We start from the raw sequence: 21,001 nt of genomic DNA, 5'->3' as shown, positions 1-21,001 counted from the left end.
CGGACTATAGCGCAACCATGTCCGAGATCATCTACAAGATAGTTCCCGAGGCGCTGTGGCGCGAGGCTGAAAGAGAAGGCCGCTTCACCGGCGCGCCGATCGACGTCGCCGATGGGTTCATCCATTTTTCCACCGCCGGGCAGGTTCGGGAAACGGCAGCCAAACATTTCGCCGGCCAAAGCGGGTTGCTCCTGGTCGCCATCGATGGAGCGCGCCTCGGCGATGCGCTGAAATATGAGGTCTCGCGGGGCGGCGCCTTGTTCCCGCATCTCTACGGCCCGCTCGATCTCGAGGCGGTCGTTTCGGTGCATGCATTGCCGCTCGGCGCCGACGGCCGGCATGAATTCCCGGCGCTGGAGGCCGAATGAGCGCGTTCGAACGGATCGGCCAAAAACTGCTGTTCACGCTCGATCCCGAAACCGCGCATGGGCTGTCGATTGCCGCGCTTAGATGCGGCCTGCCGGTCTCCGGTCGTCCGCCAAAGGACGAGAGGCTGAAAGTCAGCGTCTGCGGGCTCGATTTCCCGAACCCGCTCGGCATGGCCGCCGGCTACGACAAGAATGCCGAAGTGCCGGACGCGCTGCTCGGCCTCGGCTTCGGTTTCGCCGAGGTCGGCACGATCACGCCGCTGCCGCAGGCCGGCAATCCGAAGCCGCGCATTTTCCGGGTGACTTCGGACGAGGCGGTGATCAACCGGCTGGGCTTCAACAATGAGGGCCACGACGCCGCCGAAAGGCGCCTTGCCGCCCGCACGGGCCGCGCCGGCATCGTCGGCGTCAACATCGGCGCCAACAAGGACAGCGCCGATCGTATCGGCGACTATGAACGCGGCGTGACCCGGTTTGCCCGATACGCCAGCTATCTGACGGTCAATATCTCCTCGCCGAACACGCCGGGCCTGCGCAACATGCAGGCGCGCGAGCAGCTCGGCGAACTCCTGTCGCGTGTCATGGCAGCGCGTGCGGTGGCATCCGCAAAACCGGCCGTCTTCCTCAAGATCGCGCCGGACCTGGTCGAGGCCGAACTGGAAGACATCGCCGCCGAGATCGCCGACAAGCGAGTTGACGGCGTCATCGTCTCCAACACCACGATTGCGCGAGCCGGCCTGCGCAGCGCTGGCCTTTCCGGCGAGGCGGGCGGACTTTCGGGAAAACCCTTGTTCGAACGCTCGACCATGGTGCTGGCAAGGATGCGAAAACTGCTTGGCCCGGACCCCGCCATCATCGGCGTCGGCGGCGTCGATTCCACCGAGACGGCACTGGAAAAGATCCGTGCCGGCGCCGATCTCGTGCAGCTCTATACCGGCATGATCTATGCCGGGCCTGCGCTGCCGGGCCGTATTCTTTCCGGCATGGTCCGTTTCATGGACAGTCAAGGGCTGAAGTCGCTGCGCGAGCTTCGCGACAATCGCCTCGATCAATGGGCGGCGAAACCGCTTTAGGATCAGCTAAAGGCCGTGCGCACCCGCAGCCGCAATATGGCGAGCAGGCTGAAGCCGCGCACCAGCAGGAACACGTGCAGCGCCGCCCACAGGCCATGATTGCCGAAGGCCGGCGCCAGGATCAGCAGCGCGGCGCTGAACGCCAGGAATGATAGCAGCATCATGTTACGCATGTCGCTCGACCAGGTCGCGCCGATGAACACCCCGTCCATCTCGAAGGCCAACACGCCGCTGAGCGCGGTGAACGCCGCCCAAGGCAGGTAGATGTCGGCGATGGCGCGGACGTCTGTTGACGTCGTGATCAGGGCGATCAGATCGGTGCCTTCCAGCAGGAACACAAGCGTCGCCACGCCTGCCAGGCCGAGCCCCCAGAGCAGCGTCAGCCGCACCGCTTGGTCAAACGCCACGGCAGCACGGGCGCCGATGGCGCGCCCGGCGAGCTGTTCGGCAGCGGTGGCGAAACCATCGAGGAAATAGCCGGCAACCAGGAAGAGGTTCATCAGCACGGCGTTGGCGGCCAGCGTCAGCGTGCCGAACTGCGCGCCCTGGCGCGTGAACAGCGCAAAAGCGGCGAGCAGCGAAAAGGAGCGGATCATGATATCGCGATTGAGCGACATCATGCGCAGGAATGCCGGCAGATCGAGCACGCGATGGCGCGCCAGCCTGGGCGCCGCCCAGAAGCGCCGGCCGACGATGGCAAGACCAAGCAGCATGGCGACGAATTCGCCGGTGAGCGTCGCCCAGGCGACGCCGGCAACGCCCCAGCCGAGCTTCAGGCCAAGCAGGAAGCAGAGCGCGATATTGATGCTGTTGAGCACCAGTTGCAGCATCAGCCCGAGCCCGCCCTCGCCGCGCCCGAGCACGTAGCCGAGGATGGCGTAGTTGATCAGCGAGAACGGTGCTGCGAGCATCCTGATGCGGATATAGACGTCCATCGCGGCGCTAACGCGCGGTTCGGCGCCTATGAACCATTGCCCGGCAGTGGAAACCAGGGGCGCAAGTGCGGCAAGCACGATGCCGGCGACGACCGCGATCAGCACGGCGCGCCAGAACACCGCCTGCTCCTCCAGTGCATCGCCGCGCCCGAAGGCCTGGGCGACGAGGCCGGTGGTGCCGGAGCGCAGGAAGTTGAAGGTCGTGAAGACGACATCGAATATCAGGGCGCCGGCCGCCAGGCCGCCGAGAAGGGCGGCGTCGCCGAACTGCCCGACCACCGCCGTGTCGACCAGACCCAGCAGCGGCGTCGTCAGATAGGCAAGCGTCATCGGCACGGCGATGGCGAGCACCGAGCGGTTGGTGACGACGAAGGCCCTGGCTTCGGTGACGTGGGCTTTGGTGGGTAAAGCCTGCTCCAAACGCGTGTTGCTCCCTGTTGCGACTTGATCGGCTAGCCGATGTGCCGCAATTTCCGGACCTCACGCAACCATCCACCACGTATGGTCAACCGAAACCCGCCTCCGGCGCACCGGCCGTCCCATGCCCTTGCAGATCGTTCATCATCCCGACTACGACGCCGGTTTCGCCGTCAACCACCGCTTCCCGATGAGCAAATATCCGCTGCTGATGGAAGCCTTGAGCGCACGCGGTCTGGCGCGGCCGGACGCCCTCAACGTGCCCGAACCGGCGCTGGGGTCCTGGCTGAAGCTTGCCCATGCGGCCGACTATGTCGACCAGGTGCTTGCCTGCGAAGTGCCGGCAAAGATCGAGCGCGAGATCGGCTTTCCCATAGGACCGCGGGTTTCGCTGAGGGCGCAGCTCGCCACGGCCGGCACGGTGCTGGCGGCGCGGCTGGCCTTGCTGAAGGGCATCGCCTGCAACACGGCCGGCGGCAGTCATCATGCGCGGCGCGCGCAAGGCGCCGGCTTCTGCACCTTCAACGACGTGGTCGTTGCCTCGCTGGTGCTGCTCGCCGAAGGTGCTGTCCAAAACATCCTGGTTGTCGACCTCGACGTGCATCAGGGCGACGGCACGGCCGACATTCTGGGCGACGAGCCGCGCGTATTGACCTTCTCCATGCATGGCGACCGCAACTACCCAGTGCGCAAGATCGCCTCCAACCTCGACATTGCCCTGCCCGACGACACCGGCGATGCAGCCTATCTGGAGCGGCTGGGCGCCATCCTGCCGGAGCTGTCGGGGCGAAGGCGCTGGGACCTCGTCTTCTACAATGCCGGCGTCGACGTCCATGTCGAGGACCGGCTCGGCAGGCTGTCGCTCACGGATGACGGGCTGCGCGCCCGCGACGATATGGTGATCCGCCATTTCCGCACGCTCGGCGTCCCGGTTTGCGGCGTCATCGGCGGCGGCTATTCGACGGATGTCGCAGCACTGGCGGCGCGCCACGCCATCCTGTTCGAGGTGGCTGCTGGCTACGCGTGAAGCCTTTTTGTTTGAGCATGATCTTTTCCGAAAACCGGTTCCCACTTTTCGGGATCATGCTCTACTTCCGGTAGTTGGCGATCCTGAGCAGGATGAAGGCCGGCACGACGATCGCAGCACCAAGCAGGATATAGCCGAGGAAGCGGTCGATGGCGTGGAAGCCGAGGTTCCACAGGTCGATGAAGAATTTGCGGATGCCGTAGAGCACATCCATCGGCGACCAGCCGAAGGCGTTCATGACGAGGCCGACGAGGAACGACACGACGAGCAGCTTCAGGATCACCCGGAGCGGCGTATCGCCGAGAAAGCGGTTCAGTGCGGACAAGGCCTGTCTCCACAGTCGGGTGCCACGATTCGGGCACATGCCCAGAAATACGCAGTTGGCCGCGCTGCATCAAGGCGCCTCCTCAAATCGGATTGCGCATCGGCGTCGGGCCATGATATCGGAGGAACAGCGCGGGTATGATGTAATGGTAGCTTGTCAGCTTCCCAAGCTGAACGCGCGGGTTCGATTCCCGCTACCCGCTCCAGCTTGTGCCACGAGGCTTTGCGCCTGATTTGGTGAGCGCTGAAAACCAGCGGTTTTACAGCCCATGTTGTCCGCGGTTTGCCGGCCTTCATCTGTTCGGACGATGTGCCAGCTTATGGAATATCCCACATTGAAGTCGGCGGGGCTTGAAATGACCCCAACCGGAATGTCTACCCTTTGGCCCGCTGGCTTCTGCTGGCGGGCTTTTTTCGAGCATCACTCGGGCAGTTGCCGACGTGCATCGGTGTTCCATGCTGGCGGGCCTTTCTGGTCATGTCTTAGGGGTCTGGCAGGCGCAATCTCCCTGCAGCGCCTCGCCTAGCCCACCTCTCGCAGAATAAAATCGTGCAGCATCTTGGCGGCCGGCGACAGCGCGCGGTTCTTCACCGTGATTAGGCTGTAGGGCCTGACCTCGATGTCGAACTCGGTCTGGACGACGTCGATGGCGCCGGCCAGTCCTTCCGGGTTCTGGATGAATTTCGCGACCTGGATCGACACCGGCGCGATCGCGTCGGATTGCGCGACCATCACGAGCGTCAACAGCAGCGAACTGGTGTTGAGGATGCGATCCGGCAGCGCGATGTTGCGGTTCAAAAAGTTGCTTTCCATCGCCTGGCGCAGCGGCGAGCCGCCCGACTGGAACACCCAGTCATAGGCGGCGGTCTCCTCCAGCCGCACCGCCTTGCCTTTGGTCAGCGGGTGGCTGCGGCGCACGATCAGGCAGGCCTTTTCGACGCCGATGACACGGGCTTCGAACAGCCGCGGATTGAGGTCGTCGGGGATACGGGCGATGATGAAATCGTGGCGGGAGGCGATCAGCTCGCGTGCCAGCACGTTCGAGGTCTCGACCTGCATGGTGATCTCGATGCGCGGATAGAGGCGGCGGATCTCGCGGATGGCCGGCACCGCCAGCTCGATTGCCGGCGCCGTGACGGCACCCAGGAACACCGAACCGCCCTTGCCCGCCTTGAGCTCGAATATCTCGCGATCGACCTCGCGCATCTCGAGCAGGATCGACCGCGCACGCCGTGCCAGCGCCTTGCCATAGGGCGTCAGCGTGATTCCGCGCGGCAGCCTTTCGCAGAGCTTGACGTCGAGCACCGCCTCCATCTCGGCGATCATGCGCGAAGCGGCCGGCTGCGAGATGTTCATGACCTGGGCCGCGGCGCTCACCCGGCCGTGCTCGTCGAGGGCTGCGATCATGCGCATGTGGCGCAGGCTCAAGCCGCTGCGCAGCAGGGTTCCGCCCTCTCCCGGTACCTCATCGTAACCAGCTGAGATTGCAGCAGGATTTCGCAGCGCTGCCATGATTTTCCTTATTCCCACACCCCGCGCCCGACCAGTCATCCGGCAGCGTCGCCACTAGCTTTAGCCATATCAGTTTCGATATAGCAACCATCAAAGATCGCATTTGACAGTTATGGCAAAGCGACACACCCTTCGCGCGTCCTGAGACTTGACGATCGGTGACGGGGGAAAACTCGTGTCGATTGAAACCAGAGTTTCGGGGCCGATTGGGAGGATACCGGAGATCGATTGACGGCAGCGGCGCGTTTGGCGCTCCTGCACGATTGCGCGGCCCACGAAACCCAAGGGTACGCGTCCATCAACCAGGGAGAGTTAATGTGAAGATCATCAAGACACTGGCCGCCGTGGCGGCCCTTGGCATCGCGGCCATGACGCTGCCTGCGCAGGCAGGCGAAGGTCTGGTCGGCGTGCTGATGCCGACCAAGACCTCGCAGCGCTGGATCAATGACGGCGACGCCGTCAAGTCCCAGCTCGAGGCTCTCGGCTACACCGTCGACCTGCAATACGCGCAGGACGACATTCCAAACCAGCTCAGCCAGCTGGAAAACGAAATCACCAAGGGCCCGAAGGCGCTGATCATCGCCTCGATCGACGGCACGACCTTGTCGGACGCACTGCAGAAGGCGGCTGACGCCGGCGTCGTCGTCGTCGCCTATGACCGCCTGATCAAGAAGACCGGGAATGTCGACTACTACACCACATTCGACAATTTCGGCGTCGGCGTCATTCAGGCCAAATCGCTGCTCAAGGGCCTCGGCTATCCCGAGAAGAAGGGTCCGTTCAACATCGAGCTGTTCGGCGGTTCGCCGGACGACAACAATGCCTTCTTCTTCTATAACGGCGCCATGTCGGTTCTCCAGCCGCTGATCGACGACAAGACCCTCGTCGTGAAGTCCGGCCAGATGGGCATGGACAAGGTCGGCACGCTGCGCTGGCTGGCGGCGACGGCCCAGGCCCGCATGGACAATCTGCTCTCCGCCAACTACTCGGACGGCAGCCGCGTCGATGGCGTGCTCTCGCCCTATGACGGCCTGTCGCGCGGCATCATCGCCTCCTTGCGCGCCGTCGGTTACGGCACTGCCGATCAGCCATGGCCTGTTGTCACCGGCCAGGACGCCGAGACCGCTTCGGTCAAGGCGATCATCGCCGGCGAACAGTACTCGACCGTGTTCAAGGACACCCGCGAACTCGCCAAGTCGACGGTCGAGCTCGTCGACAAGGTGCTCTCGGGCGGCAAGCCGGAAGGCCTCGACACCAAGACCTACAACAACGACGTCAAGGTCGTTCCCTCGATCCTGCTGACGCCGCATGAGGTCGACAAGTCGAACTACCAGGCACTGGTGGTCGACTCCGGCTACATCAAGGCCGAAGAACTGAAGTAATCGCGGTTACAAAGCCTGGGGTCCTGCGCAGGCAGGGCCCCTTTTCGTTGGCGAGCCAGCCCGGTATTGTTTGCGGACCTCGCAGGAGTGGTATTCTCAATGGCATCGACGATTTTGGAGATGCGCGACATCACCAAGACGTTTCCCGGCGTCAAGGCGCTGTCGAATGTCAAGCTGATGGTCGAGGAAGGCGAGATCCATGCCGTGGTCGGCGAGAACGGCGCCGGCAAGTCGACGCTGATGAAGGTGCTGTCGGGCGTGTATCCGTCCGGCACCTATGACGGCCAGATCATTTATCGCGGCGATGAGTGCCATTTCAAAGGCATCCATGACAGCGAGCGCAAGGGCATCGTCATCATCCACCAGGAGCTTGCGCTGGTGCCGATGCTGTCAATCGCCGAAAACATCTTTCTCGGCAACGAGCAGGCCAGATACGGCGTCATCGACTGGAACGCCAGCGAGACGCGCACCAGCGCCCTGCTCAAGAAGGTCGGCCTCAAGGAAGACCCCAACACGCTGATCACCAATATCGGCGTCGGCAAGCAGCAGCTGGTCGAGATCGCCAAGGCGCTCAGCAAGGAAGTGAAGTTGCTCATTCTCGACGAGCCGACGGCGAGCCTGTCCGAAAAGGACAGCCAGGCGCTGCTCGATCTGCTGCTCGAATTCAAGCGGCAGGGCATCACTTCGATCCTGATCTCGCACAAGCTCAACGAGGTGAACCGGGTCGCCGACAAAGTCACCATCATCCGCGACGGGCGGACCATCGAGACGCTGGCCAAGAAGGACATCTCGGAGGACCGCATCATCACCTCGATGGTCGGCCGCTCGCTCGACGACCGCTATCCGCCGCGCGAGCCGAAGATCGGCGAGACCGTGCTTGAAGTGAAGAACTGGTCGGTCTACCACCCCATCCATGCCGAGCGGCAGGTCATCAAGGGCATCAACCTCAACGTTCGGAAGGGCGAGGTGGTCGGCATTGCCGGGCTCATGGGCGCCGGCCGGACCGAGTTTGCCATGAGCCTGTTCGGCCGGTCCTATGGCCGCCGCATCACCGGCGAGGTGTTCCTTAACGGCAAGCCGATCGATGTCTCCTCGGTGAGCAAGGCGGTGGAACACGGCATCGCCTACGTTACCGAGGACCGCAAGACCTACGGGCTCAACCTGATCGATCATATCAAGCACAACATCACGCTCGCCAACCTGCCCGGCGTGTCGCGCCATGGCGTGATCGACGATTTGCGCGAGCTTTCGTTCGCCAATGATTATCGCGGCAGGACCAATATCCGGGCCTCGAGCGTCTACCAGATGACCGGCAATCTTTCTGGCGGCAACCAGCAGAAGGTGGTGCTGTCGAAATGGCTGTTCGCCAATCCGGAAGTACTGATCCTCGACGAGCCGACGCGCGGCATCGATGTCGGCGCCAAGTATGAAATCTATACGATCATCGCGCGTCTCGCCTCCGAGGGTAAGGCGATCATCGTCATCTCGTCGGAAATGCCCGAACTGCTCGGCATCACCGACCGCATCTACGTCATGAATGAAGGGCGCATCGTGGGAGAAATGGCCGCGGCCGACGCAAGTCAGGAAAAGATCATGCGCGCCATCGTCCGCGGAGAAGGAAAAGCATCATGAGCACTGAAAGCGCTCCCGGGCCGCAGAGCGGCGTCGCCCAGGACCTACAACAGACACCTCGCATTGCCGTCTCGGCGCTGGTCACCAATCTGCGCGAATACGGCCTGATCCTGGCGCTGATAGCCATCATGGTGTTCTTCCAGTTCACGACGTCCGGAACGCTGTTCAAGCCGGTGAACCTGAGCAACCTGGTGCAGCAGAACAGCTTCATCATCGTGATGGCACTGGGCATGCTTTTGGTGATCGTCTCTGGCCATATCGATCTCAGCGTCGGCTCCGTCGCCGGCTTCATCGGCGCGCTGGCGGCGATGATGATGGTCATCTGGCCGCTCGGCCCTTTGAGCAATCCGCTGGTAGTGTCGATCATCTGCCTGATCGTGGGCGGCGCAATCGGCGCGGCACAAGGCTACTGGATTGCCTATCACCGAATACCGAGCTTCATCGTCACGCTGGCGGGCATGCTGATCTTCCGCGGCATCTGCCAGGCGCTGCTGGGTGGCGGGTCTTCCGTGGGGCCGCTTCCAGTCGGCTTCAAGGCGCTCAGTTCCGGCTTCATTCCGGACGTGATCGGCCCATTGACGCTGATACCACCGACGGTGAACGCCGCCGGCAAAACCATTGTCGGCAGCGGCCTGACGCTGCACATGACGACGATCTTGATCGGCCTCGTCGCCGTGCTCGCCTACGCCTATTTCGGGCTCAGGGCGCGGCGCAGCCGCGAGCGGCATGGCTACGAAGCCGAACCCTTCTCGCTGTTCGTCGTCAAGACCCTGGTGACCAGCGCGCTGGCGCTGTTTCTGGTCTACCAGTTCGCCACCTACAGAGGCCTGCCAATCGTTCTCATGGTGATGGGCGTGCTGATCGCGTTGTTCGTCTTCGTTACCAAACGCATGACGATCGGCCGCCGCATCTATGCGATGGGCGGCAATGCCAAGGCAGCGCAGCTATCGGGCATCAAGACCGAACGGCTGACGTTGATGGTGTTCATCAATATGGGCGTGCTGTCGGCACTCGGCGGCCTGATTATCGCGGCGCGCCTGGGGCAGGCTGTGCCGGCGGCGGGCCTCGGCAGCGAGCTCGACGTCATCGCCGCGGTGTTCATTGGTGGCGCTTCGGCGATGGGCGGCGTCGGCCAGGTCATCGGCGCGGTGGTCGGCGGTTTCATCATGGGTGTCATGAACAACGGCATGTCGATCATGGGCGTCAATGTCGACTGGCAGCAGGTGGTCAAAGGCCTGGTGCTGCTCGGCGCTGTCGTCTTCGACGTCTACAACAAGAACAAGGCTTGAGAGGCAACCAGGAGGCATACGGGTCACATCGCGGCGCTGCCGGGCGGCGCAAAGAAGTCCCCCGAGGGACCTGATCCGCGAGCGCAATCCGGACGAAGAATTTCAACCGAGGCGCGGACAGGGTCCGAGCCGCGCAGGGTAGGGTTTGCCAAGGAAGGCAGACCAGGCCCGCAATTCAGAGAGGGTTACCATGCTGATCTCACAGATCCTCGACGACGCCGAGACGATCCGCGTCGTTGCCCGCAACGGCGGCAAGACCCGCGTCATCAACGGCGCGCGCAGCGTCTATTCGCTGGCGATGGAAGCCGCCCGCACCGGCAGCGGGCTCGTCGCCCTGATCGAGCGCAAGGGCTTTGGCGAAACCGTCGATCTCGACGCCGCCTACAAGAAAGGGCGGCTGCTGTCGCCGATCAACCATCCCGATCCCGCGCATCTCCATCTCACCGGCACCGGGCTGACGCATCTCGGCTCCGCCGCGACCCGCGATTCAATGCACAAGAAGCTCAGCACGGACGGCGAGGAACAACTGACCGATTCCATGAAGATGTTCCGCATGGGCCTGGAAGGTGGCAAGCCGGCGAAAGGCCAAACCGGCGTGCAGCCGGAATGGTTCTACAAGGGTAACGGCACCATGGCAGTGGCGCCCGGCGCGGCGCTTATGTCGCCCGCCTTCGCCCAGGATGCCGGCGAGGAGCCGGAAATCGCCGGCATCTATGTAATCGGCGACGACGGCGCCCCGTTCCGCGTCGGCTTCACGCTGTCGAACGAGTTTTCCGACCATGTCACCGAACGCGTGAACTACCTCTTCCTCGCCCATTCCAAGCTGCGCAACGCCTCGTTCGGGCCAGAAATCCTGATCGGCGACCTGCCGTCCGACATCCGCGGCGCTTCACGCATCCTGCGCGACGGCAAGCTGCTTTGGGAAAAGCCGTTCCTGTCGGGCGAGGCGAACATGTCGCACACCATTAGCAATCTCGAGCATCACCACTTCAAATACTCGGCCTTCCGCCAGCCGGGCGACGTCCATGTGCACATGTTCGGTACGGCGACGCTGTCCTTCGCCGACGGCATCAGGACCGAGGCCGGCGACGTGTTCGAGATCGAGGCGCAGGATTTCGGTCTGCCGCTGCGCAACCCGCTCGAAATCGAGCAGCCGGTGAAGGTCGCCGTGAAGGCGCTTTGAACCGGGGATAACCCGCAAGCAAGGGAAGCAAGGGAAAGATCAGCGCGCGGCGCGGAAATGCTTGGACAGCTTCAGGCCCTGTGCCTGATAGTTGGAGCCGAGATCGGTGCCGTAGAGCGCCTGCGGCCGTTTCAGCATGTGCTCGTAGACCAGCCGTCCGACGATCTGGCCGTGGTCGAGGATGAACGGCACTTCGTGGCTGCGCACCTCGAGCACCGCCCGGCTGCCGGTGCCGCCCGACGCCGAATGACCGAAACCCGGATCGAAGAAGCCGGCATAGTGGACGCGGAATTCGCCGACCAGCGGATCGAAGGGCGTCATTTCGGCGGCGTAGAGCGGCGGCACATGCACCGCCTCGCGGGACACCAGGATGTAGAATTCATCCGGGTCGAGCACCAGCTCGCCGGCGCCGCTCTTGTAGAGCGGCTCCCAGAAATCAACGACATCCTGTGCGGCGCGCTTGTCGACATCGACGAGGCCAGTGTGGTGCTTGCCGCGATAGCCGACCAGCCCATCCTTGTCGCCGTCGAGGTCGATCGACAGCGCGATGCCGCCGCCTGAGATGTTGGGTGGCTCGGTGGCGACCAGCATTTCGGCGCGATGCAAGTCGTGCAACTCGCTTTCAGACAAAAGCGCATTGCCGGTGCGGAACCGTATCTGCGACAGCCGCGAGCCGGTGCGCACGACGATCGGGAAGGTGCGCGGGCTGACCTCCAGATAGAGCGGACCTTCGTAGCCGGCGGTGATCTTGTCGAACTCGTGGCCACGGTCGGTCATTACCCGGGTGAAGATGTCGAGCCGTCCGGTCGAGCTCTTCGGGTTAGCCGAAGCCGAAATATGCGGGGGCAGCGCCAGGCTTTCGAGCAGCGGCACGATGTAGACGCAGCCGGTTTCCAGCACGGCACCTTCGGCGAGGTTGATCTCGTGCAACTTCAGCCGGTCGAGCTTGTCGACAACCCTGTGGTCCGGGCCGGGCAAGAAGGAAGCACGCACCCGCCAGGCCTTGTCGCCGAGCCTCAGGTCAAGGCTGGCCGGCTGGATCTGATCGGCATCGAGCGCGCGCGGCGACTTCAGCGCGCCCGACTGGAACAGCGCGGAAATATTCTGATCGGGAAGAATGCCTGTCTGCCGCAAGGGTCTGGCTCCGCTCGAACGCCGGGCGAGGTCTTGTTCTGTCGCAGGTCCTTGCCACAAACCGTGGGATGCCTTCGGCACCTGCTTGGTACAACCCTCTTAATCATACCGGCAATTGACGCAAGCGCGGTGCGGGTCTAAAGGGTCGTTATCCCGTGGTGATTTGGCCGGTCGGCTTGCAGCCACGTTAAACAAGTCGCTAAAGGACCGTCTGGCCGCAAGGCCGTATGGACCGGTTGCGACTTTCGCGACCGGTTTTTTGTTGTTTGGATAGGGTAATGATCAAGAAGCGCGACTGGAAGCCTCAGACCGCACTCGTGCATGCCGGGACGCTGCGTTCCGGCTTCGGCGAGACCTCCGAGGCGATGTATCTCACCCAAGGCTATGTCTACGAGACGGCGCAAGCGGCGGAAGCCCGCTTCAAGGGCGAGGAGCCGGGCTTCATCTATTCGCGCTATGCCAATCCGACGGTCGACATGTTCGAAAAGCGCATGTGCGCGCTGGAAGGCGCCGAGGACGCGCGCGCCACGGCGTCCGGCATGGCGGCGGTGACGGCAGCACTGCTGTGCAGCGCCAAAGCGGGCGACCATATCGTGGCGGCGCGCGCACTGTTCGGCTCCTGCCGCTGGGTGGTCGAGACGCTGGCGCCGAAATACGGCATCGAGGCAACGCTGGTCGACGGCACCGACATCGCCAATTGGGAAAAAGCGGTCAAGCCCAACACCAAACTGTTCTTCCTGGAAAGCCCGACCAATCCGACGCTGGAGGTGGTCGACATCGCCGCCGTCGCGGCGCTTGCCAACTCGATCGGCGCCAGGCTGATCGTCGACAATGTCTTCGCCACGCCCTTGCAGCAAAAACCCTTGCAGCTCGGCGCCCACATCGTCGTCTATTCGGCCACGAAGCATATTGACGGCCAAGGGCGCTGCCTTGGCGGCGTTATCTTGTCGGACAAGAAATGGATCGACGAGAATCTGCATGACTATTTCCGCCACACCGGGCCCAGCCTCTCGCCCTTCAATGCCTGGACCCTGCTGAAAGGCCTGGAGACGCTGCCGCTGCGTGTGCGACAGCAGACGGAAAGTGCCGGCCGGATCGCGGACTTTCTCGCCGAGCGCCCGGAAATCGCCCGCGTCATCTATCCCGGCCGCGCCGACCACCCGCAAGCGGCCGTGGTCAAGAAGCAGATGTCGGGCGGCTCGACGCTGATCTGCCTCGATGTGAAGGGCGGCAAGCCGGCGGCCTTTGCCTTCCAGAACGCGCTCGACATCGTGCTGATTTCCAACAATCTCGGCGACGCCAAGAGCCTGATCACCCATCCCGCGACGACCACGCACAAGAACTTGACCGATGAGGCCCGCGCCGAGCTCGGCATCGGACCGGGCACGCTCAGGCTTTCCGTCGGCCTGGAAGATACCGACGATCTGCTCGAAGATATCGAACAAGCGCTGAGAGCTGCCGGATAAGGGGCTGACCGAACAGAGGTGAGCGGGACGTGCCCTCAGGCGCCGGACGGGGTCTCTTCCAGTTCCGCGACGGCCTTGGTTTGGATGGTCATCACGTTGCCGCGCCAGTCGACGGCGCTGCTCAGCCAGCCGCGCGCCCAAATGGCGGGAAGCATCACGTCCCGCGCCATCATCGCCGGGATGGTGCGCAGCGACAGGTGCCATCCCTTGGCTGAGGCCAGGGCGCATTCCGGCAGGTAGGCCGCGACCAGCACGGCAATGGCGGTGGCCGGTAGGCTGACGCCGGCATCCGCCGCCGCGATCAGCGCAAGCACCAGCGGCGGCGCCGCGCCGATCAGGATCTCGGGGGCGAAGAACAGCGCAAAGGTGACGCGGCGCAGGCGTGCCCAGCGGGCCTGCCGGGACCAGATCTCGCCCAACGTGCGCCGGCCGAGCGGCTGTTCGAAGGGCGAGGCGACAAGGTTGACGCGCAATCGGAGCCGGTTCACCAGCTTGGTCGCGGCGGCGTCCTCGGCGATCTCGGCGGCCAGCGCGCGGATGCCGCCATTGGCGTCGAGCATCGGCTTGTTCCACAACATGCTCTTGCCCTGGGCAAAGCCGAGACCGAGCGCCTCGCCGGCATATTGCCAGCGCGCCTGCAGCGGGTTGAGAAAGGCGCATTCGACCTCCCCCCAAAACCCGTCCGGTCGCGAGCCGATCGGCGTCGAGCAGACAAGGCCGGTATCGGGCCGCCATGCCGCCATCAGCTGCTGGACATAATCGCTCGGCATAAGCACGTTGGAATCGGCAAGGATGACCCAGCGATAATGCGCTGCTTCCCAACCCTTCACGCAATTGTTGAGTTTCGGATTGCCGCTGATGCGGTCGTCGCCGACAAGCAGCCGGGCGCGTATAGCTGGAAAACGCGCCATTGCGGCGGTGATCGGCTTGACCACCGGGTCGTCGGCATGGGCGACGCAGAAGATGAGTTCGTAGCGCGGCCAGTCGAGTGAGAAGGCGCGCTCCAGCGTCTCATCGGCAAACGGCTCGACGCCGCGCGCCGGGACGACGATCGATACCGGCGGCGCGTTGGCGGCGGGCGGTGCGATCCTGGCTGGTCGCTTCAGCTTCAGCGAAGCTAACAGGATGCTGGCGAGATTTGAAAGAAGGAGGGCTATGGAAAGGAGGGCGGCTGCGAACGTCGGTTCCATCGATATCTGGTCACTCCAGAAATGTCGGCCGCATGACGGCCGTTTTCAACAATTCGACAGAACGCTGAGTCGCCCGGCACAAGCCTGCACACCATCATTGTCGTGTGTCACTCAAATGACATTGTTTTTCGGCACCTGCGCTTGAGATCGGGCAAGGAGACGACGCGCATCGTTGACCAAACTGCGCTGAGCGTCGAAAATTCCGTCTACATGGCTTTGGAGCAGTTTATGTACAGTGCCGTCACCCGCAACATCGAAGTGCAGGTCAGGCCGTTCTATCTGGAGGATCACTCCGACCCGCCGCAAAACCGCTATGTCTGGGGCTACCAGGTGACCATCGACAATCAGTCGGACGAGTTCGTGCAGCTTCTGTCGCGCTACTGGCACATTACCGACGGCACCGGCAAGGTCGAGGAAGTGCGCGGCCCCGGGGTCGTCGGCGAGCAACCCGGACTCAACCCCGGCGACAGCTATCAGTATACGTCTGGATGCCCGCTCTCGACCCCGTCCGGCATCATGGTCGGGCACTACACAATGCGCAACAAGCGGGGCGAAACGTTCGACGTCGCCATCCCCGCCTTCTCGCTCGATTTGCCGGGCACGCGGCGCACCGTCAATTGACGGCCGTCATCCGGCCGCTGCAAACTCCGCCGGGTCGAAGTCATATTGTTTCGAGCAGAATTCGCAGGCGACGTGAATGCTGCCATCCTCGGTGCTGTCCCTGATCTCCTCGGCGGAAAAACCTTCGAGGATGCCGCGGATCTTCTCCCTCGAGCATGAGCACTGGTCGGCGACCGGCGCGCCGCCGAAGACGCGGACGCCATGCTCGTGGAACAGCCGGTAAAGCAGCCGCTCGGCACCGATCGTCGGATCGATCAGCTCGGTCGGTTCAATGGTACCAAGCAGCGCCAGCAGTTCCTGCCAGGAATTGTCGGTCGGGTCGTGAATTTCCTCACGCGGATCGCCGTCGCCGCCGGGAAGGTCAGGCACGCGCATGCGCTCTGGCGACTGCGGCAGGAACTGTGCCAACAGGCCACCGGCGCGCCATTGCTCGCGGGCACCGCCGACGCCGGGCGTCAGAAGCTTGGCCACCGAAAGCCGAAGGTCGGTCGGAATCTGCTCCGACTGGCGGAAATAGGTCCGTGCGGCTTCCTCCAGTGTGACGCCGTCAAGCTGGACGATGCCCTGGTAACGTTGCGTGTGGGCGCCCTGGTCGATGGTCAGCGCCAGGACGCCGCTGCCGAGCAGCGTCTGCGGTGACGTCTCGCCGGCGGCCGTCAAAGCCTCCAGCCGGTCGGCATCGAAGCGGGCATAGGCGCGCAGCGCGTGCGGCGTGGAGAAATCCGCGACCAGCATGTCGACCGGCCCGTCGGTGCGGGTCTGCAGAATGAACTTGCCCTCGAACTTCAGCGAAGTTCCGAGCAGTACCGTCAGCACACAGGCTTCGGCCAGTAGCCGGCCCACCGGCTCGGGATAGTCGTGGCGGCTGAGGATGGCATCGAGCATCGGCCCGAGCTGGACGGTGCGGCCGCGCACGTCGAGCGGGCCGACCTCGAACGGCACGACATGGTCGTCGCCGGCATAGCCGAATTCGCCGAGCTTGGGTTGATATTCAGCCAATTGATGAGTTTCCAACATGACAAAGCTCCGGGGCGCGGCGATGCCGCCCTTCGGGGCGCATGCGACGAGACGCGCTCGATTTGCGTGATGCGCCTGAGATAGGCACCACGCACTCCCGGATCAAGGCGGCCCGGATCGGGCCGGCCCGGATCACGGCGGCCCGGATCAAGCGCCCAGGCACCAGGCCAAAACCGCCTTCTGGGCATGGAGCCGGTTCTCGGCCTCGTCAAACACCACCGAATGCGGCCCGTCGATGACCTCGTCGGTGACCTCTTCGCCGCGATGCGCCGGCAGACAGTGCATGAACAGCGCGTCCGGTTTGGCCTTCGCCATCAACGCCGCATTGACCTGGTAGGGCAAGAAGACATTGTGGCCGCGGGCACGGTGCTCCTGGCCCATCGACACCCAGCAGTCGGTGACGATGCAGTCGGCCTCGTGAACGGCCTCCTCGGGCGAACGGGTGAATTTCAGCTTGCCGCCATTGGCTTTCGCCCAGTCGACATGCTTCTGAGCCGGTTCGCTGCCCTCGGGCACGGCGACGTTCAGCTTGAAGCGGAACCGCGCAGAGGCCTCCAGTAAGGAATGCAGGACGTTGTTGCCGTCGCCAGTCCAGGCGATCGTCTTGCCGGCCACCGGACCGCGATGCTCTTCGAAGGTCATGATGTCGGCCATCAACTGGCAGGGATGGGTCTCGTCGGTCAGCCCGTTGATGACGGGGACCGTAGCGTTTTCCGTCAGTTCCAGCAGCCGGTCATGCGAGGTGGTGCGGATCATGATGGCATCGACATAACGCGACAGCACCTTGGCCGTGTCGGCGATGGTCTCGGAGCGGCCAAGCTGCATCTCGGTGCCAGTCAGCATGATCGTCTCGCCACCCAGCTGCCGCATGCCGACGTCGAACGACACGCGCGTGCGCGTCGAGGGCTTGTCGAAGATCATCGCCAGCACCTTGCCTTCGAGCGGCTTGGTGCGTTCGCCGGCCTTGAGCCTTGCTTTTCGTACAGCCGCATCGTCCAGCATGAAGCGCAGATCGCCTTCGGAAACGGCGGAAAGATCGGTGAAATGGCGAAGGGACATCAGGAATTCCAGGATTACTTCGCGGCGGCAGCGACGATGGCATCCGCCAGGCTCTTGGCGCCGGCACGAATGCGCTCGAGCGCCTCGTGGATCTCGGCATCGGTGACGGTGAGAGGCGGCAGCAGGCGGATAACGTTGTCGCCGGCCGGAACCGTCAAGAGATGCTGGTCGCGCAGTGCCACCGTGACCTTGGTGTTGGGCATCGCGCATTTAAGGCCGAGCATCAGGCCGGTGCCCCTGATGCTTTCGATAACGTCCGGAAATTCGTCGGCGACACCGGCCAGCCCCTGCTTCAGGAGCAGTGCCTTGCGCCGGACGTCATCGAGGAAGCCGTCTTCCAGCACCACGTCGAGCACGGCGTTGCCGACCGCCATCGCCAGCGGATTGCCGCCAAAGGTAGTGCCGTGCACGCCGGCGGTCATCCCAACCGCTGCCTCCTCGGTGGCGAGGCAGGCGCCCATCGGGAAGCCGCCGCCGATGCCCTTGGCGACCGCCATGATGTCGGGTGTGATACCCGCCCACTCATGCGCGAACAGCTTTCCGGTGCGGCCGACGCCGCATTGGACCTCGTCGAAAATCAGGAGCAAGCCGTGCTGATCGCAGAGCTGCCTGAGCCGCTTCAGCGATTGCGTCGGCACTTGCCTGATGCCGCCCTCGCCCTGCACCGGCTCGATCAGAATCGCCGCGGTTTCAGGCGTGATCGCCTTTTCGGCGGCGTCGATGTCGTCGAAGCCGACCTGGTCGAAGCCGTCGACTTTGGGGCCGAAACCTTCCAGATATTTGTACTGGCCGCCGGCGGCGATGGTCGCCAGGGTGCGGCCGTGGAAGGCGCCTTCGAAGGTGATGGTGCGGAAGCGCTCGGGATGGCCCTTGACGAAGTGGTAGCGCCGCGCCGTCTTGATGGCGCATTCGAGCGCCTCTGCGCCGGAATTGGTGAAGAACACCTTGTCGGCGAAGCTGGCATCGGCCAGCCGCTCGCCGAGCCGGCCCTGTCCCGGAATCTCGTACAGATTGGAGACATGCCAGAGCTTGGCGGCCTGCTCGGTGAGGGCCGCGACCAGATGCGGATGGCTGTAGCCCAATGAATTCACGGCGATGCCGCCGGCGAAATCGAGATATCGCTCGCCCTTGTCGGTGACCAGCCAGGTGCCTTCCCCGTGGTCGAAAGCCAAGGGTGCCCGAACAAAGGTCTCGAAAAGCGCCGAACCGCTCATTATATGCGTCTCCGGAACCGGAAAAATCAAAAAGCCGCCAAAGCGGCGGCCCTTGTGGCTTATCGTGTTTTTCGGCCGTGAAGTCAACGAAAAGGTCGCGCAAGGAAGCGCGGCAAGCCCTCCAGCAGGACGCCGGCTCATAAGCGACCGGGCAAGTTGGGGAAAACCGAAAAAACCGATTCGTGTTGGCCTCGGGACTCTTGTCACCGAGTCCGCGCATAAGGTAATTGTAGTAGAGAAATAACTAGATTTCGTGCGGCGGACCTAATCACCCGATATATGTGGTGTCTGCCCGGCAGAAGCCGGGTCGGGAATGGATTCCGATTGCCGCACATTTCAGCAGGAGCGCGGTCTCATGAACTGGACTGACGAGCGAGTCGAACTTCTCAGAAAATTGTGGTCGGAGGGCCTCAGCGCCAGCCAGATCGCTGCACAGCTTGGCGGGGTCAGCCGCAATGCGGTGATCGGTAAAGTGCACCGGCTGAAACTATCCGGCCGCGGACGCACGACCGCCTCACCGGCACGCCAGAAGAAGACGGTCCAGGGATCGACGATCCAGAAATCGGTGTCGCGGGCGGCAAGCGCTACGCGCCATGTCACCACGTCGATCGGCGCGACCGCGCTCAAGGCGCAATTCGACGCCGAACCGGTGTCGCGCCACTATATCCGCCCGGTCGAAAACGTCGTCGTGCCGATCTCGCGGCATCTGCAACTCGTCGAGCTGAACGAGCGCACCTGCAAATGGCCGAATGGCGATCCGCTTTCCGAAGACTTCCATTTCTGCGGCAACGACGCCGCCGAAACCGGGCCCTACTGCAAATACCACGCCCGCGTGGCGTTCCAGCCGGCTTCGGAGCGGCGGCGGAGCAGGTGAATGGTGAATGGTGAATGGTGAATGGTGAATGGTGAATGGTGAATGGTGAATGGTGAATGGTGAATGGATATCCGGGCCGAAGGCCGACATGTGAACTGATTTTAACTATTCACCATTTACTATTCACTATTCACAACCACCCGTTCTTGCGAAACCGCCAGTAGAGAAACGTGCAGATCAGGGCGATTGCCGCCAGTACGGCCGGGTAGCCATATTCCATCCTCAGTTCCGGCATGTCGCTGAAATTCATGCCGTAGATGCCGGCGAATGCTGTCGGCACGGCCAAGATGGCGGCCCATGAGGCAAGCTTCTTGGAGATCGCCGTCTCCTGGCTCTGACCGACCAGAAGGCTCGCCTCGAAGGCGAAGGCGAGAACCTCACGCAGGCTGTCGATCTTTTCCTGGACAGTGCGGATATGGTCGGTGACGTCGCGAAACAGTGGGTGCATGGCTGTATGAATTTGCGGCAGATCGGCGCTGGTCAGCCGCCGGCAGACCTCCACCAGCGGCAGGGCCGCATTACGCAGGCGCAAGAGATCGCGGCGCAGCATGTAAAGCCGCTCGATGTCGGAGCCGGTCATCGGTTTCAGCAGAACCTTGTCCTCGATCGCCTCGACCTCGTTTTCGATCTGCTCGAGCACCGGCATGTAGTTGTCGACGATGAAATCGAGAATGGCGTAGAGGACGAAATCCTCGCCCTTGGCGAGGGAATGCGGACAGCTTTCCCAATGCTGGCGAACGGCGGCGTAGGAGGTCGACGGGCCATGCCTGACGCTGACGATGTAGCCGGCGCCGACGAACAGATGCGTCTCGCCGAAGGTGACACGGCTGTCGATCAACTGCGCCGTGCGGGCAACGATGAACAGGGCATCGCCATATTGCTCGATCTTCGGCCGTTGGTGCGGATGCTCGGCGTCCTCAATCGCCAGCTCATGCAGATGGAATTGCGCCTGGACGCGAAGCAACAAATTGCGGTCGGGCTCCAGCAGTCCGATCCAGACGACATGGCCCGGCTTCCCGGCCCATTCGCCGGCTTCCTCGATCGGTATGTCGGCGATGCGCCGCCCAGCTGTATAGACGCTGCAAGCGATTATGCCCGACATCGGCGGCGCAGGAGCAAACTCGCGGACATATTCCATCGCAGCCTCCTGAAGGCAGGCCTTCATCGCGGAACTGAGAAGTCGGCGCGTCAAAGCTTAGCGCAATTTTCTCTCAGGTGGCGAATCCGAAATTCGCATCAGTGTCGAGCAGCAGGGGAGCTGCTTTTCTGATTTGAGAGCCACT

At 63.2% G+C, this 21,001-nt stretch carries 19 protein-coding genes, 1 tRNA gene and 1 riboswitch; of the genes, 11 read left to right on the top strand and 9 right to left on the bottom strand.

All coding sequences use genetic code 11. The features are described from left to right. The first annotated feature begins 17 nt into the window (after nt 1-17). Together NKJ94_RS17755 and NKJ94_RS17750 are read left to right on the top strand one after the other, a co-directional pair. On the top strand, nt 18-368 hold the full coding sequence (locus tag NKJ94_RS17755) for a DUF952 domain-containing protein (protein ID WP_352526810.1): 351 nt from the start codon (nt 18-20) through the stop codon (nt 366-368). After that, nucleotides 365-1,441 (top strand): quinone-dependent dihydroorotate dehydrogenase, encoded by a 1,077-nt coding sequence (locus tag NKJ94_RS17750; RefSeq protein WP_352526809.1) that lies wholly within the window; start codon nt 365-367, stop codon nt 1,439-1,441. Before NKJ94_RS17755 ends, NKJ94_RS17750 begins: the two co-directional genes overlap by 4 nt. Before the next feature lie 2 nt (nt 1,442-1,443). Here NKJ94_RS17750 and NKJ94_RS17745 read toward each other — a convergent pair whose 3' ends face one another. Beyond that, nucleotides 1,444-2,796, bottom strand: coding sequence for an MATE family efflux transporter (locus NKJ94_RS17745; RefSeq protein WP_352526808.1), 1,353 nt, complete (start codon nt 2,794-2,796; stop codon nt 1,444-1,446). Nucleotides 2,797-2,917: 121 nt separating this feature from the next. Here NKJ94_RS17745 and NKJ94_RS17740 point away from each other — a divergent pair, with 121 nt between their 5' ends. Next, nucleotides 2,918-3,820: a histone deacetylase family protein gene (locus tag NKJ94_RS17740; RefSeq protein ID WP_352526807.1), complete on the top strand. Its 903-nt coding sequence runs from the start codon at nt 2,918-2,920 to the stop codon at nt 3,818-3,820. A gap of 61 nt (nt 3,821-3,881) precedes the next feature. Here the strand turns inward: NKJ94_RS17740 and NKJ94_RS17735 are convergent, their stop codons facing one another. Then, nucleotides 3,882-4,184 carry a DUF6460 domain-containing protein gene (locus NKJ94_RS17735; RefSeq protein ID WP_198030500.1) on the bottom strand — a complete coding sequence of 101 codons (303 nt, stop codon included), beginning with the start codon at nt 4,182-4,184 and terminating at the stop codon, nt 3,882-3,884. Between the two features lie 92 nt (nt 4,185-4,276). On the opposite strand from NKJ94_RS17735, the gene NKJ94_RS17730 reads away from it, so the two are divergent. Further along, a tRNA-Gly gene (locus tag NKJ94_RS17730) sits at nt 4,277-4,350 on the top strand. A gap of 317 nt (nt 4,351-4,667) precedes the next feature. Here NKJ94_RS17730 and NKJ94_RS17725 read toward each other — a convergent pair. Then, nucleotides 4,668-5,657 carry a LysR family transcriptional regulator gene (locus NKJ94_RS17725; RefSeq protein ID WP_352526806.1) on the bottom strand — a complete coding sequence of 330 codons (990 nt, stop codon included), beginning with the start codon at nt 5,655-5,657 and terminating at the stop codon, nt 4,668-4,670. A gap of 317 nt (nt 5,658-5,974) precedes the next feature. Between NKJ94_RS17725 and chvE the strand changes: the two genes are divergently transcribed. The 4 genes from chvE (at nt 5,975) to araD1 (ending at nt 11,143) form a co-directional block, all read left to right on the top strand. Next, nucleotides 5,975-7,039 carry a multiple monosaccharide ABC transporter substrate-binding protein gene (gene chvE / locus NKJ94_RS17720; protein ID WP_352526805.1) on the top strand — a complete coding sequence of 355 codons (1,065 nt, stop codon included), beginning with the start codon at nt 5,975-5,977 and terminating at the stop codon, nt 7,037-7,039. A gap of 99 nt (nt 7,040-7,138) precedes the next feature. Further along, on the top strand, nt 7,139-8,671 hold the full coding sequence (gene mmsA, locus NKJ94_RS17715; protein WP_352526804.1) for a multiple monosaccharide ABC transporter ATP-binding protein: 1,533 nt from the start codon (nt 7,139-7,141) through the stop codon (nt 8,669-8,671). Next, nucleotides 8,668-9,960: a multiple monosaccharide ABC transporter permease gene (gene mmsB, locus NKJ94_RS17710; protein ID WP_352526803.1), complete on the top strand. Its 1,293-nt coding sequence runs from the start codon at nt 8,668-8,670 to the stop codon at nt 9,958-9,960. The genes mmsA and mmsB overlap by 4 nt, the downstream gene beginning before the upstream one ends. 190 nt (nt 9,961-10,150) lie before the next feature. Further along, nucleotides 10,151-11,143, top strand: coding sequence for an AraD1 family protein (gene araD1, locus NKJ94_RS17705; protein WP_352526802.1), 993 nt, complete (start codon nt 10,151-10,153; stop codon nt 11,141-11,143). 39 nt (nt 11,144-11,182) lie between these two features. Here araD1 and NKJ94_RS17700 read toward each other — a convergent pair whose 3' ends face one another. Further along, entirely contained in the window at nt 11,183-12,277 is a 1,095-nt protein-coding gene (locus tag NKJ94_RS17700) for a 2'-deoxycytidine 5'-triphosphate deaminase (protein ID WP_352526801.1), read from the bottom strand. A gap of 145 nt (nt 12,278-12,422) precedes the next feature. Continuing rightward, a riboswitch (SAM riboswitch) is annotated at nt 12,423-12,500 on the top strand. Nucleotides 12,501-12,555: 55 nt separating this feature from the next. On the opposite strand from NKJ94_RS17700, the gene NKJ94_RS17695 reads away from it, so the two are divergent. Then, a complete protein-coding gene (locus NKJ94_RS17695) occupies nt 12,556-13,743 on the top strand; it encodes an O-succinylhomoserine sulfhydrylase (protein WP_352526800.1) in 1,188 nt (395 codons plus the stop codon). Between the two features lie 35 nt (nt 13,744-13,778). On the opposite strand, the gene NKJ94_RS17690 is transcribed toward NKJ94_RS17695, so the two are convergent. Beyond that, nucleotides 13,779-14,933 (bottom strand): glycosyltransferase, encoded by a 1,155-nt coding sequence (locus NKJ94_RS17690; protein ID WP_352526799.1) that lies wholly within the window; start codon nt 14,931-14,933, stop codon nt 13,779-13,781. Between the two features lie 228 nt (nt 14,934-15,161). On the opposite strand from NKJ94_RS17690, the gene apaG reads away from it, so the two are divergent. After that, nucleotides 15,162-15,554, top strand: coding sequence for a Co2+/Mg2+ efflux facilitator ApaG/CorD (apaG, locus tag NKJ94_RS17685; RefSeq protein WP_254816331.1), 393 nt, complete (start codon nt 15,162-15,164; stop codon nt 15,552-15,554). A gap of 6 nt (nt 15,555-15,560) precedes the next feature. Here apaG and NKJ94_RS17680 read toward each other — a convergent pair whose 3' ends face one another. The 3 genes from NKJ94_RS17680 to NKJ94_RS17670 all read right to left on the bottom strand — a co-directional run bounded on the left by NKJ94_RS17680 (nt 15,561) and on the right by NKJ94_RS17670 (nt 18,844). Next, on the bottom strand, nt 15,561-16,571 hold the full coding sequence (locus NKJ94_RS17680; RefSeq protein ID WP_352526798.1) for an Hsp33 family molecular chaperone: 1,011 nt from the start codon (nt 16,569-16,571) through the stop codon (nt 15,561-15,563). A 147-nt stretch (nt 16,572-16,718) separates the two neighbouring features. Then, a complete protein-coding gene (argF, locus tag NKJ94_RS17675; protein ID WP_352526797.1) occupies nt 16,719-17,630 on the bottom strand; it encodes an ornithine carbamoyltransferase in 912 nt (303 codons plus the stop codon). Nucleotides 17,631-17,644: 14 nt separating this feature from the next. Continuing rightward, nucleotides 17,645-18,844 (bottom strand): aspartate aminotransferase family protein, encoded by a 1,200-nt coding sequence (locus tag NKJ94_RS17670; RefSeq protein ID WP_352526796.1) that lies wholly within the window; start codon nt 18,842-18,844, stop codon nt 17,645-17,647. 355 nt (nt 18,845-19,199) lie between these two features. Between NKJ94_RS17670 and NKJ94_RS17665 the strand changes: the two genes are divergently transcribed. Next, nucleotides 19,200-19,718: a GcrA family cell cycle regulator gene (locus NKJ94_RS17665; protein ID WP_352526795.1), complete on the top strand. Its 519-nt coding sequence runs from the start codon at nt 19,200-19,202 to the stop codon at nt 19,716-19,718. A 130-nt stretch (nt 19,719-19,848) separates the two neighbouring features. Here the strand turns inward: NKJ94_RS17665 and NKJ94_RS17660 are convergent, their stop codons facing one another. Beyond that, nucleotides 19,849-20,856 carry a magnesium and cobalt transport protein CorA gene (locus tag NKJ94_RS17660; RefSeq protein ID WP_352526794.1) on the bottom strand — a complete coding sequence of 336 codons (1,008 nt, stop codon included), beginning with the start codon at nt 20,854-20,856 and terminating at the stop codon, nt 19,849-19,851. Nucleotides 20,857-21,001: the final 145 nt, after the last annotated feature.

The organism is Mesorhizobium sp. M0060, from assembly GCF_040323155.1.
In the GTDB taxonomy this organism is placed as follows: domain Bacteria; phylum Pseudomonadota; class Alphaproteobacteria; order Rhizobiales; family Rhizobiaceae; genus Mesorhizobium.
The sequence above is the reverse complement of the archived record's forward strand: the minus strand, read 5'-3'. Positions and strand labels throughout refer to the sequence as shown.

What these genes read in the sequence shown, in the direction of transcription:
- NKJ94_RS17725 (WP_352526806.1), bottom strand. Translation starts at nt 5,657, where the DNA reads ATGGCAGCGCTGCGAAATCCTGCTGCAATCTCAGCTGGTTACGATGAG.
- NKJ94_RS17695 (WP_352526800.1), top strand. Translation starts at nt 12,556, where the DNA reads ATGATCAAGAAGCGCGACTGGAAGCCTCAGACCGCACTCGTGCATGCC.
- NKJ94_RS17690 (WP_352526799.1), bottom strand. Translation starts at nt 14,933, where the DNA reads ATGGAACCGACGTTCGCAGCCGCCCTCCTTTCCATAGCCCTCCTTCTT.
- argF (WP_352526797.1), bottom strand. Translation starts at nt 17,630, where the DNA reads ATGTCCCTTCGCCATTTCACCGATCTTTCCGCCGTTTCCGAAGGCGAT.
- NKJ94_RS17665 (WP_352526795.1), top strand. Translation starts at nt 19,200, where the DNA reads ATGAACTGGACTGACGAGCGAGTCGAACTTCTCAGAAAATTGTGGTCG.
- NKJ94_RS17680 (WP_352526798.1), bottom strand. Translation starts at nt 16,571, where the DNA reads ATGTTGGAAACTCATCAATTGGCTGAATATCAACCCAAGCTCGGCGAA.
- mmsA (WP_352526804.1), top strand. Translation starts at nt 7,139, where the DNA reads ATGGCATCGACGATTTTGGAGATGCGCGACATCACCAAGACGTTTCCC.
- NKJ94_RS17740 (WP_352526807.1), top strand. Translation starts at nt 2,918, where the DNA reads ATGCCCTTGCAGATCGTTCATCATCCCGACTACGACGCCGGTTTCGCC.
- NKJ94_RS17750 (WP_352526809.1), top strand. Translation starts at nt 365, where the DNA reads ATGAGCGCGTTCGAACGGATCGGCCAAAAACTGCTGTTCACGCTCGAT.
- NKJ94_RS17735 (WP_198030500.1), bottom strand. Translation starts at nt 4,184, where the DNA reads ATGTGCCCGAATCGTGGCACCCGACTGTGGAGACAGGCCTTGTCCGCA.
- apaG (WP_254816331.1), top strand. Translation starts at nt 15,162, where the DNA reads ATGTACAGTGCCGTCACCCGCAACATCGAAGTGCAGGTCAGGCCGTTC.
- NKJ94_RS17755 (WP_352526810.1), top strand. Translation starts at nt 18, where the DNA reads ATGTCCGAGATCATCTACAAGATAGTTCCCGAGGCGCTGTGGCGCGAG.
- NKJ94_RS17670 (WP_352526796.1), bottom strand. Translation starts at nt 18,844, where the DNA reads ATGAGCGGTTCGGCGCTTTTCGAGACCTTTGTTCGGGCACCCTTGGCT.
- NKJ94_RS17660 (WP_352526794.1), bottom strand. Translation starts at nt 20,856, where the DNA reads ATGGAATATGTCCGCGAGTTTGCTCCTGCGCCGCCGATGTCGGGCATA.
- araD1 (WP_352526802.1), top strand. Translation starts at nt 10,151, where the DNA reads ATGCTGATCTCACAGATCCTCGACGACGCCGAGACGATCCGCGTCGTT.
- mmsB (WP_352526803.1), top strand. Translation starts at nt 8,668, where the DNA reads ATGAGCACTGAAAGCGCTCCCGGGCCGCAGAGCGGCGTCGCCCAGGAC.